We start from the raw sequence: 13741 nt of genomic DNA, 5'->3' as shown, positions 1-13741 counted from the left end.
ATCTAACCTATACTTTGCTTATCGGCAGCACAATGTCATGAAAATTAAGTGATTACCTTGATTTTACATGACATCTTTATTTCTTATCGTCTAGATGTCTATACTTTTAAAGGTGGACATAGGGCATAAGGAGGATGTTTATGACGCAACTAATCACGTTATTATTGTTTATACACTTTGCTATTGCGCTTCAATGTTACAAATATGCTCAGATCAAGGGTTACCCTGTAAAAACCTTTACAGTGCTTGGGCTAGTCCCTTACTTTAATGTAGTTGTTTGGGTTTACTTACTATTTTTACCGCCGCTAGAAAGCTATCACGGCCAGCACAAGCAGCCACTTTAATTCCCCCGTGTTATTTAGCGTATTAATTAAAATACGCTTTTTTTTACCTATTTAAAATCAACACTGCACTGCTTTTTCAAAAAAACCTCTAATTGTTGGCTAAACAATTTAAAGTCACGAATGCGCCCCGTTGTTTTGCGCCACAATACACCAATATCACGATAGGCATCACCTTGCGATGGTGTAGCAAGCATATCTTTGTTCTCTAAAATACCCGCGTTAATTGCCATTTGCGGTAAAAACGTCACGCCAAGTTTATACTCAACCATACTCAATAAGGTATGAAGGCTAGCCGCCTCAAAGGGGTTTATACAACTAGAGCGGTTTAAATGACACGCACTAAGCGCATGCCCTGTCATACAGTGCTCTCGCTCAAGCAAGAATACACTGGCTTCTGGTAGTAAATTAAAGTCTTCAATACCTTTAGCTGGCATGTAATCTTTATGATGCACTAAGCTAAAGTGATCTTGTGCTAATACTTGGGTATGAAATTTATCGGTTTCGTAGGGCAGCGCTAATAATGCTAAATCAATTTGCCCATGTTCTAACTTGTCGAGAAGCTTGTCGCTGGTGTCTTCAATTAATACCAACTCTAAATCTACAAATGTTTGCTGACAAAAATGATATAAAGGCGCTGCGATAAAGCTGGCTATAGTAGGAATAACACCCACCGTTAATGTACCACTAAGCGGTGTTAAAAAGCTTTTAGTTAACTCTTTTAAACTAATTGTATCGTTGATTATTTTTCTTGAACGCTCAACCACCTCTTCACCAATGGTGGTAAACATTAGGCTGCGATTTTCTCGCTCTATAAGCTGACATCCTAAAGTTTCTTCTAGGTTTTGAATCGCTGTACTCAGCGTAGACTGACCGATAAAACAAGCACTGGCTGCTCGGCCAAAATGTTGATGTTGATGCACAGCTAATAAATACTGCAGCTGTTTAATACTAGGGAGATTGGTCATTTTTCTTTCCACAAATAAAAAGACCCCAACACCAAGGGCGTTGAGATCTTTTCAAGCTAAAAATCTTTTAAGTACTTTTTATTAAACCCCAAAAGCGGTTCTTAGTACGTAGAAAATAACAATAGCAAGGGCAGCACCAACTGGCAATGTAATTACCCAAGAAACTACAATATTTCTTATTACACCCATGTTAAGTGCGGCAATACCACGTGCCATACCTACGCCCAACACAGCGCCCACTAGGGTTTGTGTGGTTGAGATAGGTAAGCCTGTGCCCGATGCAATAACAACCGTAGAGGCCGCGGCTAATTCAGCAGCAAAACCACGACTTGGTGTTAAATGGGTAATACCTTCACCAATGGTTTTAATTACTTTTTTACCTAAAATAGCAAGACCGGCAACAATACCTAAACCACCTAGTGGTAATATCCACCAAGCGATAGCCGCCTTTTTAGCAATTTCACCATTGTTTTCAACAATGTTTACAACAGCAGCTAGAGGTCCAATTGCGTTAGCAACGTCGTTAGAACCATGAGCAAATGCCATACAACAAGCAGTTAGCACCATAAGTACCGCAAACACTTTTTCTACATTGTTAAACTGCATTTCTCTATCCGCTTTAGGATCGATATTTAAACGAGAAATAGCAATTTTACCAATAACAGCAACTAGTACCGCTATACCAATAGAAATAGCAAAACCTTCAAATGTACCTAAATTAATACCAATGTGCTTTAAGCCTTTTTTAATGGTCACAAGTGCCATAATAAAGCCAGCTAAACCCATGTATATTGGTACAAAGCGCTTTGCATTTTTAAGTGGAGCATCGGTGTCAAAAATCAGCTTTTGCGCACTCATAAATATTAAGTACGCTATAAAACCAGATATCGCCGGCGTTACAATCCAGCTACCTACGATACCGGCAACCTTACCCCATTGAATAGCCTCTGTGCCTACTGCAACAAGAGCAAAACCAATGATAGCGCCAATGATTGAATGAGTCGTCGATACCGGCCAACCTAAAAACGAGGCCATTAATAACCAACTGCCAGCGGCGAATAAAGAGGCGATCATACCTAAAACCATCAGTTCAGGAATGTCAGCAAATGGGGTCGCATCAATAATCCCTTTACGAATTGTTGATGTTACTTCACCCCCTGCTAAATAAGCACCTGCGAATTCAAAAATCATCGCGATAAAAATCGCTTGTTTAATGGTAAGTGCTTTTGAACCCACCGATGTACCCATCGCATTGGCAACGTCGTTTGCGCCAATACCATAAGCCATAAAAAAGCCGACTGCTGCGGCAATTAAAATTAATACCGTGCCGTAAGATGCAATGATATCCATTGTGTAACCTTAATCTTTCGTGTTTGAACTGATTTTAAATTAACGAGCTAACATCAGCTCAAGACGTGATCCTACGCGCTCTGCAATATCTGCAAGCTCGCCAACCCATTCAATGATTTTGTATAAAAACATTACATCAACTGGGTTTAGCCCATCTTCTACTTTACGTAGTTGACGGCGTATTTTAATTTGCATTTCATCCGTGTCTTGTTCTATGGCATCCAATTCAACAAGCATTTTTTCAACCAGAGTTACTTCTCTGCCTTTAAAGCCTGTTTCTAACAATTCTTCTAATTCATTAATCGCTTTAGATGCTTGTTTAGTTGCATCTACACAACGAGTTACATATGCCAAAAAGTCTTCTTGAATCTCTTTTGGTATGATCATCTCACGACCAATTACGCGCCCAGCAATGTCTTTTGCTTTATTAGCAATTTTGTCTTGTTGGGTTACTAATTCGAGCAGATCTGTACGCTCTACCGGCATGAATAATCCACGCGGTAATTGTAGGCGTATGTTTCTTTTCATTTCATCGGCTTCACGCTCTAAGTTTCGAATAGTTAAACGTAGCTCTTCAGCTTGTTGCCATTCTTCTTTAAAAACGTGATTGAAAAAAGGTATCAAGGTTTTACTAGCTTGATGAACCTTTCGGATATGTTCTTCCATTGGTTTTATAGGAGATTTTGCAAATACTCCTAGAAACGCGTTTGTATGCATAACTGACCCTTAAATCAATTTAGTATGCTGATCAGCGTGAATTTTACAGCATTAAGCTCGATTGTGAACGCTTTTTATTGCTCAATGACCAGCAGACTAAAAGAAAAATGAATATTCATCCCTATAATTAAAAAGGATGATGGTTCAAAATTACAAAGACTTCTCTATATCTTCTTGAGATGTATGACGAATATCTTTTCCATTTACAAAATAGATAATATATTCAGCGATGTTTTGACAGCGATCACCAATGCGCTCTAATGAGCGAACAGACCATACTAAATCCATAATTTTTGGAATTGAGCGCGGATCTTCCATCATGTAAGTCATTATTTGACGGGTGATTGCTTCATATTCCCTATCCACTTTGGCATCCTCTTTATGCACTTCAAATGCACGTTGCACATCCATACGTGCAAATGCATCTAAAACGTCATGCAACATTTTAGATACTTGGCGTCCCATATTTTCGATATTTACTAATAAATCTTGTTGATCCTTAGTAAATGAGTCTAGTGCAACTTTAGCAATTCGCTTAGCTTCATCACCAATTCGCTCTAAATCGGCAATGGTTTTTGCAATTGCCACCACTAAACGCAGGTCGCTAGCAGCTGGCTGACGACGCGCGATAATGCGAGTACAGTCTTCATCAATACTCACTTCCATTGCATTAACTTTATAATCATTCTCACGCACTTTTTGTGCTAGTACCGCATCGTTTTGACTTACCGCGTCAAGGGCACTATTTAGTTGCTGCTCAACCAACCCACCCATACTCAGTACATGGTTTCGCACATCTTCTAGTTCTTGATTAAAACGACCAGAAATATGTTTATTAATGTTGTGTTCCATAATGACCTTCTTTAATAATTTATTGCTTTCGCGTTTTAATCCGACTAGCCGTAGCGACCGGTAATATAATCTTCCGTTTTTTCTTTGTAGGCGTTGTAAACAAGGTATTGGTATCTGAATACTCAATCAGCTCCCCCATATACATAAACGCTGTTTGATCAGAAACACGAGCTGCTTGTTGCATGTTGTGAGTAACAATAACCACAGTAAATTTATTCTTTAAATCATTAATTAGTTCTTCGATTACTAACGTTGAAATCGGATCCAGTGCTGATGTTGGCTCATCAAGCAGTAATACCTCTGGCTCAATCGCAATAGAGCGAGCAATCACTAAACGTTGCTGCTGACCGCCCGATAAACCAAATGCGCTATCGTGAAGTCTATCTTTTACTTCATCCCAAAGAGCTGCACCGCGAAGCGATTGCTCGACCACTTCATCAAGCTTACGCTTTTCTTTAATGCCTTGCAGGCGAAGACCATATACCACATTCTCATAAATTGATTTTGGAAATGGGTTTGGGCGCTGGAACACCATGCCAACATTACGGCGAAGCGCTGCAACATCAACGCTTTTATCGTAAATATTTTGCCCATGCAGCATGATTTCGCCTTCAATACGACAAATATCTACCAAGTCGTTCATGCGGTTAATACAACGTAATAAGGTTGATTTACCACAACCCGACGGGCCGATAAATGCCGTTACTTGGCCTTTAGGAATATTCATATTTACTTTACTCAGTGCTTGTTTATCACCGTAGTAAAGGTCGAGATCTTTAATTTCTAGCGCTTTTTGTTCGTCTGTTAAATTATTTAAATCTAACTTCAAGCTTGGCTTTGCTTGGTTTACTTTTGGAGCGACTGTAATCATGTTTGTTACCTATACTAAATTAATGCTCAAGCGATCTGAATTTTTCACGTAAATGGTTACGTATACCAATGGCGGTGATGTTAAGGGTAATAATAACCGACACTAACAAAAAGGCCGTTGCATATACCAGCGGACGCGCCGCTTCAACGTTCGGGCTTTGAAAGCCAACATCGTAAATATGAAAACCTAAGTGCATGAATTTTCTGTCTAAATGTATATATGGGAAGTTACCATCAAGCGGCAGCGTTGGCGCCATTTTTACCACACCCACCAGCATAAGTGGTGCAACCTCACCCGCTGCACGAGCAACCGCTAAAATTAAACCCGTCATAATTGCAGGACTGGCCATAGGAATTATGATTCGCCATAGCGTTTCTACCTTAGTCGCGCCCAGTGCTAGCGAACCATCACGGACCGTGCTTGGAATACGAGATAAACCTTCTTCGGTAGACACTATCACTACTGGCAACGTTAATATCGCCAAGGTAAGTGCTGACCATAAAACACCTGGGGTACCAAACACAGGGGTAGGCGATGACTCTGGATAAAATAATTGGTCAACACTACCACCAACCATATAAACAAAGAAACCTAAGCCAAATACACCGTATACAATAGACGGAACACCCGCCAAGTTAATAACCGCAATACGGATCATTTTAGTAATTGCATTTTTGGCTGCATATTCATGTAAGTAAATAGCAGCAACCACGCCAAATGGCGTTACAATCACAGCCATTAACATCACCATAAATACCGTACCAAAAATAGCAGGAAATACGCCGCCTTCGGTATTAGCTTCACGTGGGTCATCTGCAACAAACTTACCTAACTGCACAAAGTAATGACCTAGTTTAGCAAAAAAGCCCATATCGTTTGGAAACCATACATCCAACACTTGATAAAGCGGGATAGTAACAACCTCACCACGCATATCTTTTACGGTTACTTGATCACGTTTAGCTTGTTTACGCAGTGCGAATAGCTCTTTTTCTAATTCACCATATTGTGCACGTAAATCAGCACGCGCTTGAGCAAGCTCAGCAACACGCTCGTCAGTTAGCTCGTTATCAAGCAAGTAGGCTTTTTCTTGTAAACGTAAACGCTCTAGCTCATAGTTTATATGTCCTATGTCGCCATTTTGTAAATCAAGCGCTTCGTCATTTAAGTCGACTGCACGCTCTACAAGGTCATGTAAGGTTTCTACTTTATCTGCTGTTACCGTCTGACCGTCTTTAATGACGCTTTCTACATACCCGTAAAAATTACCGTTTTTACTGCGCTCGAATACCGCGAGTGCTTTGGGTGCTGAACTTTGTTTAATATCGGTTTCGAGTATCCAGCGAAAATCTAAATCAACATACTCACGGTTACCTGTTTTAATTAGTAAACGCTCAACCTCATCTTTTTCAAATTTAGAAACATCAATACCGGTTGCCGCTAAACGCGACTTAGGTACCAATTCACGGTCATAAATTTCACCAATAACGGTTTGCTTCGCAATTGAGCCTTCAAGCTCATACTGCATAACTTGAGATGGCCAAAAAAAGCTTAACCCCTTCCATGCAATCATGGCGAGTAAACCAATTACTGAAATTAAACTGATGCTGACAGCACCACCGGTCATCCAAATCCAAGGAGAACCAGACCTAAACCACTGCTTTACCATGTCGTGTTTCTCCACTTACATTGAGCTGTATTTTTCACGCAGCTGCTGACGAACAAACTCAGCAACGGTGTTGAAAATAAAGGTGAATATGAATAATACAAAGGCGGCTAAGAATAGAATTCGGTAATGCGAACTCCCTACTTCCGACTCTGGCATTTCGACGGCGATATTAGCGGCTAAAGTACGCATGCCTTGGAAAATACTCCAATCCATAATCGGGGTATTACCGGTAGCCATAAGTACAATCATAGTTTCGCCTACGGCACGGCCTAATCCCATCATTACCGCAGAGAAAATACCTGGGCTGGCGGTTAGTAACACCACGCGAATTAGCGTTTGCCACTGCGTTGCACCTAACGCTAACGAGCCATTTGATAAATGCTTAGGCACACTAAATACCGCATCTTCGGCAATTGAGAAAATAGTGGGAATAACCGCAAAGCCCATCGCAATACCTACTACTAATGAATTACGCTGATCGAAGGTCATGCCTAATTCATTGGTTAGGTATTGACGCACATTGCCATCAAACATCCATAGTTCGATACTTTCGCTCATCGCAAACGACAACCAACCAATAAATAACACCACAGGTATTAGTAAAATTGAATGTGAACCTTCAGGAATTTTATGGCGAATAACCGCAGGTAATTTAGTCCAGCCTAACGCCGTTGCTAAAATACCTAATGGCAGTAACACCAGTAAACCAACAATAGCCGGCAAGTGCTCTTCAATTAAAGGCGCTAACCACAAGCCAGCTAAAAAGCCTAGAATAACCGTTGGTAGAGCTTCCATTATTTCTACCGTCGGCTTAACCACGCGACGCAATTCGCTCGACATAAAATAAGCAGTATAAATAGCGGCTGATATAGCAATAGGTACTGCAAATAACATCGCATAAAGCGCTGCTTTTAAAGTACCAAATGAAATAGGTACTAGTGAAAATTTCGATTCAAAATCATCACTGGCAGAAGTAGATTGCCAAATATAGCCGGGTTCAGGGTAGCCTTCGTACCACACTTCTTGCCAAAGCGCTGACCACGTTACTTCTGGGTGCTCGTTATGAATTTCTAAAACCGTTAGCTTGTTATCAGCTAAAATTAGCGCCGCATTTGAACGCGGAGCAATAGCAAATTGTTCAATTGCACCGTCACTGACTTTACCTTGCCATAACTTTGCTTCGCTGGTTGTGTAATAAAGCCCTAATTCACCATTTTGACCGGTTGTAAAAAAGGTGCGACGGTAAAACTCGGTAAAAATATTCAGCTTACTTTGCTTAGTCGTTTCAAATGAACGGATTTTTTGAAACTCACGTCCTGAATCTGTATTGATTTCAAACCACTGCGATATTTCACCATTATCATTGGCCAACATCAGTGAGTTTGCACCCGCCAATAATTGCGATGACACTATATTGGCGTTTTCTTCATTGGCAGATAATAATTGAATTTGCTCAACTTCACTTGGGTAGCGAGTATCGAATACATAAATTTGATTAGCTGAACGAACAAAGGTACGGGTGGTATCTGGCGACATTAATAGCTCATCTACGCGACCATCAACGTTAAGTTCAGTGCGTTCCACTTGCCACTCAACTTCACCAGTAAACATGTTTTCTTCGGCTACAAAGCTACTAAATACCACTCGTTTATCGGCGGTAAGTGCCACCACGGCTGTTTTGTCTTCATAATGGCTAAAGGCAAAACGCTTAATAGCGGCACCTTGCTCATCAACTTCGAGTGCCATTTCCCCCAGTGGATAACCTAAACGCGGGGTTAATTTACGTTCATTATTAGGGAAGGTAACTAAAAACTTAGGTGCGACAATAGTCACGGTGCCGTTTTCTAGGCCATACGCATAATGCCCTTGAAAAGGAGCACTATTTGCAAAGCTGGTTACCTGCGCGGGTAAAGTGGCATTAAGTGTTTTTAGTTTTTTACCAAACTGTGCTTTATCAACACTATAGAAGTTAACTTGACCTTGATTATCAAGTAAGTAAGCAACCTCAGTTTGCTCTTCAACACCAAGCCCTACTATTTGCTCAGTATTAGCAACATTAAAGCTAGCGCGCTTTTCAACTTTGGCTGACTCAAAAATAGGCTGCACTACATAAAGAAGGTAAAAAAAGATTAATAGCAGTGCTATTAATACCATTATACCGCCTGCGGTTATGCCAAACTTAGCAAACCGGTCTTTAAATAGACGGCTTCGATCCGTATTAAAAGTCGGTTTATTCGGATTTGAAGTCATCAAAACACCCTTATATCTTAACGTTGGGCGCATTATATTTCATCAAAGTGACAGTAATGTTACAGTCGTAATAATTCTTTACTTATACAGAGTCTGTTCATCTTTGCAGATTAAATTTTCAGCTTTATGAGCGGATTTTAGGCTAAATTGCGATTTTAAATAATATTAAAGTATTGTTTGTAGTAGTAATTGTATTTATTTATGCGTTATTAATGAACTAAATCAATTATTAATTGGACAAACTATTTATCCAAGACAATACTCAATGGGCATCTAATATAACAACAATAAAGTAACCTCTTAAGCTGTAACAATCCTTTTGTGGTTAGCTTTTACATACATTTAGAATCACATACATTAGATCGCATCACTTAATGCCTATGCATTTATTTTTTTCATTTGGGCTTAAAAAAGAGAACTATTATGAAGCAGTTGGTAATAACTATTTTAGGGGAAGATCGCCCCGGTTTAGTAGAAAGTATTTCATCGGTTATATTGGAAAACCACGGCAATTGGTTAAGCAGTAATTTAAGTCACTTACTCGGTCACTTTGCAGGCATCATTCAAGTTGAAGTAGCTGAAGAGCATTTACAGACATTTCAAGATGCGCTTAACGGGCTTCCTAAGTTAGATGTTCGTATTGAAAAGGGTAACATTGAAATTGAGCCTGTAGAGCTGGAGCAACTTAATTTTGTGATTACCGGTAATGATCGCCCAGGTATAGTGCAAGAGCTGGCAAGTGTTATTCGCCATAAAGGCGCGAATATTACAAACTTAAATTCTAGGCAGCAAAGTGCGCCAAACTGGGGAGTGCCTATATTTAGTGCCGTTGCCACCGTGAGCTTACCTAACGGACTGAATAAAGAAGAGGTTATTAACGCACTTGAATCAATTACTAGCGACTTAGTGGTTGATATAGAACAAAGTTAAATTTGCTTTATAATTCAAAACACAAAAAAGGCGCTAACTATAGCGCCCTTTTTATGAGTAACTCTTAAAACTACATATCAGCATGACGATTAATACTTTGCATCATTTGCTTCAAACCTTGCTCTTCTAATTCATGAAGCTGATTTAACTTTTCTTGCGCCTCGGGCGATTGAGCCTTATCCGATAAGTAACTATAAACATCCAGCACTTTTTGATGCTGCGTAGATAAGTATTCTTGAATCGCTTGTGCATTAAGATCTTGGTCTCGGTCTAAATCAGTAAATTGAACAATCTCGTTATTTTCTAAAAAGTATTCATAACAGTAGGTGTTTAAGGTATTAATTTCGCTGATTGCCTTGAATCCAATTAAATCCTCTGCGAGCTTTTTTTCATAATCAACACAATAATCAGCCAGCGCCACATTTCGCTCACCCATTAACTCCCTAACACTAAAGAAATTAGCCGCCATTTGTGTATGAAATTGAACGGTCCAATCGAACACTTCTTGAATTGTTTTTACTTGCATGTGCGTTCCTTACTTTTTAACCCTAATGATTAAATAGATGCGTGAATCATGCCAATAAAAAACACAATAAAATCAGTAGATAAAGAAAAGGTTGCCTAACTTGTACTGATATTTTCAGTACAAGTTACACAACCAATGTAAATATTATAGGTTTCGCTTTCGCCACAATAAATACACCGCAGGCAACACCAGCAGTGTTAAAATAATAGCACTGAACATACCACCGACCATAGGTGCCGCTATACGGCTCATTACTTCACTCCCCGTGCCGGTGCCATATAATACAGGTAATAGGCCAATTACTATGGTTGCTACCGTCATCATTACCGGGCGAACACGTAAACCGGCGCCTTCTAATATGGCATGCTTAAGCTGCTCAATACTCAAGCTTTTTCCCACTTGAGAAGCGGCCTCTACCTGCGCTTTATAAGCTTGGTTTAAATACACCAACATTATAACGCCAATTTCAACAGCTACCCCTGCAAGGGCAATAAAGCCGACCCCCACAGCAACAGAGAAGTTAAAGCCTTCTAAGTACATTAGCCAAATGCCACCTATCATTGCTAGTGGTAAAGTCGCCATAATGATAAATACCTCGGTGAAGCTTCTAAAGTTAAGATAAAGCAGCACTACAATAATGGCTAAGGTTAACGGCAACACATAACTCAGTTTAGCTTTAGCGCGCTCCATGTATTCGTATTGCCCAGCCCAAGTTATAGAGTATCCAGCAGGTAAAATAAGCTGCTCATTCAATAATTGTTGAGCATTTGCTACATAGCTACCAATATCAGTATCTTTAATATCAATAAAGCTCCAACCATTTAAACGGGCATTTTCACTTTTTATGCCAGGCGGACCATCACTAATAAATACATCCGCCACATCAGCAAGTGCAATTCGTTGCCCCGTTGGAGTAACTATAGGTAAAAGCATCAGTTCTTCGGGGGAGTCACGGTACGCTTGCGGATAACGAATATTAACCGGGTAGCGCTCTTGACCCTCAACCGTTTCAGTCACGTTCATGCCACCAATAGCGGTTGCGACTACTTGTTGCACATCAGCAATATTTAAACTGTAGCGCGCTGCTTTTTCACGGTTAATATCTACCTTAATATAACGCCCACCCGCTACACGCTCTGAGTAAACAGACGCCGTACCGGGAAGATCTTTAAGTAATATCTCTATTTGTTGACCTATTTTTTGAATCTCATTCAAATTTGGCCCCGCTACTTTTATACCCACAGGGGTTTTAATCCCTGTAGCCAACATATCTATCCGCGTTTTAATTGGCATTACCCAAGCGTTAGTCAGCCCAGGAAACTTAACTAAAGCATCCAGCTCTTGTTTGAGTTTTTCAGTGGTCATGCCTTCGCGCCACTGATCTTTAGGCTTAAACTGTATGAAGGTTTCAATCATGGTCAGTGGTGCCGGATCAGTTGCCGTTTCCGCTCGTCCAATTTTACCAAATACGGTTTTCACCTCGGGCACAGTGGCAATCAATTTATCGGTTTGCTGCAATAGCTCGCGCGCCTTACCTATTGAAATTCCTGGATAAGTAGTCGGCATATACATCAGATCCCCCTCATCAAGAGGTGGAATAAATTCACTGCCTATTTTATTTATCGGATAAAAGCCCATTAAAGTGATAACTAGCGCAATCAGCAAGGTACTTTTCGGAAATTTTAATACTAGATTTAACAGCGGCTTATAACTATTTACCAGTAAACGGTTAACTGGATTTTTATTTTCAGATATCACCTTACCGCGAATAAAGTACCCCATCAGTACGGGTACTAAGGTAATTGCTAAGCCGGCAGAGGCCGCCATTGCATAGGTTTTTGTGTAAGCCAATGGCGCAAACATTCGTCCTTCCTGAGCTTCTAAAATAAATACCGGCATAAAGCTCACTGTAATTATTAATAAGCTAAAAAATAACGCAGGCCCTACTTCACTGGCAGAATCAATCACCACTTGCCAACGGTTTTCATCTGTTAGCGGTTTTTTCTCCATGTGCTTGTGCATGTTTTCAATCATCACAATCGCACCATCGGTCATAGCACCAATCGCTATAGCAATCCCGCCTAATGACATGATATTGGCGTTAATCCCCTGCCAATACATCATAATAAAAGCGGTGAGTATGCCTAACGGTAAGGTAATAATAGCCACCAGCGATGAGCGTACATGAAATAAAAACACCACACACACTAAAGCCACTACAATAAGTTCTTCCGTCAATTTAGAGGTGAGGTTATCAACTGCGTCTTTTATTAAGTGAGAGCGATCGTACACAGGTACAATTTCAACCCCCTCTGGTAGCCCTTTTTTAAGAGACTCCAATTTAGCTTTGACGAGTTCTATGGTTTTTTGGGCGTTTTCACCAAAGCGCATAACCACTACGCCACCAGCCACTTCGCCTTCGCCGTTAAGCTCGGCAACACCACGGCGCATTTGAGGACCTAAACGCACATTAGCAACATCACGTAACTGTAGTGCAGTACCGTTAGCGTTTATACCTAAAGGAATCGCTTCTAAATCAGCCACACTTTTTACATAACCAGTGCTGGTAACCATGTATTCGGCTTCTGCCATTTCAACAACTGATGCCCCCATTTCTTGGTTGCCTTGCTTAATGGCAGTTTGAATAAGGCTTAGCGGAATACCATAAGCACGTAACTTATCGGGCTGTACGTTAACTTGGTATTGTTTCACCATGCCACCTACTGATGCTACTTCGGATACACCAGGCACAGTTTGCAGTTCAAACTTTAAAAACCAATCTTGTAAACTGCGTAGCTGGCTTAGGTCATGCTTACCTGTGGTATCAGTGAGTGCATATAAATACACCCAACCAACTCCTGTGGCATCGGGGCCAAGCTCTGCAATTGCCGTATTGGGTAAACGCGCAGATACTTGACTTAAATATTCTTGAACACGACTTCGCGCCCAGTATAAATCGGTGTCTTCGTCAAAAATAACGTACACGTAGGAGTCACCAAAAAACGAAAAACCGCGTACTGTTTGCGCCCCTGGTACCGATAACATCGCCGTGGTTATAGGAAATGTGACCTGATCTTGCACTACTTGCGGCGCTTGCCCAGGGTAAGATGTTTTAACAATAACCTGTACATCAGATAAATCGGGTAAGGCATCTACTGGGGTGTTTTTTACAGCATACAAGCCGCCACCAATAAGTATTGCGGTCAGTAACAGTACAAAAAAACGATTAACAACAGACCAGCGAATAATTGCAGTAATCATAACCAC

The 13741-nt window shown here is 40.5% G+C and carries 10 protein-coding genes and 1 pseudogene; 2 read left to right on the top strand and 9 right to left on the bottom strand.

Translation table 11 applies throughout. The features are described 5' to 3' along the window. Positions 1-140 precede the first annotated feature (140 nt). Positions 141-344 carry a hypothetical protein gene (locus P20439_RS09210; protein WP_008114823.1) on the top strand — a complete coding sequence of 68 codons (204 nt, stop codon included), beginning with the start codon at positions 141-143 and terminating at the stop codon, positions 342-344. A gap of 47 nt (positions 345-391) precedes the next feature. On the opposite strand, the gene P20439_RS09205 is transcribed toward P20439_RS09210, so the two are convergent. The 7 genes and pseudogenes from P20439_RS09205 to P20439_RS09175 all read right to left on the bottom strand — a co-directional run bounded on the left by P20439_RS09205 (position 392) and on the right by P20439_RS09175 (position 9018). Further along, entirely contained in the window at positions 392-1309 is a 918-nt protein-coding gene (locus tag P20439_RS09205) for a hydrogen peroxide-inducible genes activator (protein ID WP_008466345.1), read from the bottom strand. An 81-nt stretch (positions 1310-1390) separates the two neighbouring features. Then, entirely contained in the window at positions 1391-2659 is a 1269-nt protein-coding gene (locus P20439_RS09200; RefSeq protein ID WP_008466343.1) for an inorganic phosphate transporter, read from the bottom strand. Between the two features lie 39 nt (positions 2660-2698). Beyond that, on the bottom strand, positions 2699-3376 hold the full coding sequence (locus P20439_RS09195; protein WP_036933418.1) for a TIGR00153 family protein: 678 nt from the start codon (positions 3374-3376) through the stop codon (positions 2699-2701). A gap of 150 nt (positions 3377-3526) precedes the next feature. Further along, positions 3527-4228 carry a phosphate signaling complex protein PhoU gene (gene phoU / locus P20439_RS09190; RefSeq protein WP_008466339.1) on the bottom strand — a complete coding sequence of 234 codons (702 nt, stop codon included), beginning with the start codon at positions 4226-4228 and terminating at the stop codon, positions 3527-3529. 44 nt (positions 4229-4272) lie between these two features. Next, positions 4273-5099 (bottom strand): annotated as a pseudogene (gene pstB, locus P20439_RS09185) (phosphate ABC transporter ATP-binding protein PstB). A gap of 19 nt (positions 5100-5118) precedes the next feature. Next, positions 5119-6768 carry a phosphate ABC transporter permease PstA gene (pstA, locus tag P20439_RS09180; RefSeq protein ID WP_008466335.1) on the bottom strand — a complete coding sequence of 550 codons (1650 nt, stop codon included), beginning with the start codon at positions 6766-6768 and terminating at the stop codon, positions 5119-5121. A gap of 15 nt (positions 6769-6783) precedes the next feature. Beyond that, positions 6784-9018 (bottom strand): ABC transporter permease subunit, encoded by a 2235-nt coding sequence (locus tag P20439_RS09175; RefSeq protein WP_036933415.1) that lies wholly within the window; start codon positions 9016-9018, stop codon positions 6784-6786. A 423-nt stretch (positions 9019-9441) separates the two neighbouring features. Between P20439_RS09175 and P20439_RS09170 the strand changes: the two genes are divergently transcribed. Next, complete coding sequence (locus P20439_RS09170) at positions 9442-9948, top strand: glycine cleavage system protein R (protein ID WP_008466332.1); 507 nt, start codon at positions 9442-9444, stop codon at positions 9946-9948. 70 nt (positions 9949-10018) lie between these two features. Here the strand turns inward: P20439_RS09170 and P20439_RS09165 are convergent, their stop codons facing one another. Together P20439_RS09165 and P20439_RS09160 are read right to left on the bottom strand one after the other, a co-directional pair. After that, the gene (locus tag P20439_RS09165; protein ID WP_008466330.1) at positions 10019-10474 is read right to left on the bottom strand and encodes a hypothetical protein; all 456 of its coding nucleotides are present in this window, start codon (positions 10472-10474) and stop codon (positions 10019-10021) included. A 144-nt stretch (positions 10475-10618) separates the two neighbouring features. Further along, a complete protein-coding gene (locus P20439_RS09160) occupies positions 10619-13735 on the bottom strand; it encodes an efflux RND transporter permease subunit (RefSeq protein ID WP_008466327.1) in 3117 nt (1038 codons plus the stop codon). Positions 13736-13741: the final 6 nt, after the last annotated feature.

It is taken from the genome of Pseudoalteromonas sp. BSi20439 (genome assembly GCF_000241165.1).
Classification (GTDB): Bacteria; Pseudomonadota; Gammaproteobacteria; order Enterobacterales; family Alteromonadaceae; genus Pseudoalteromonas.
The sequence above is the reverse complement of the archived record's forward strand: the minus strand, read 5'-3'. Positions and strand labels throughout refer to the sequence as shown.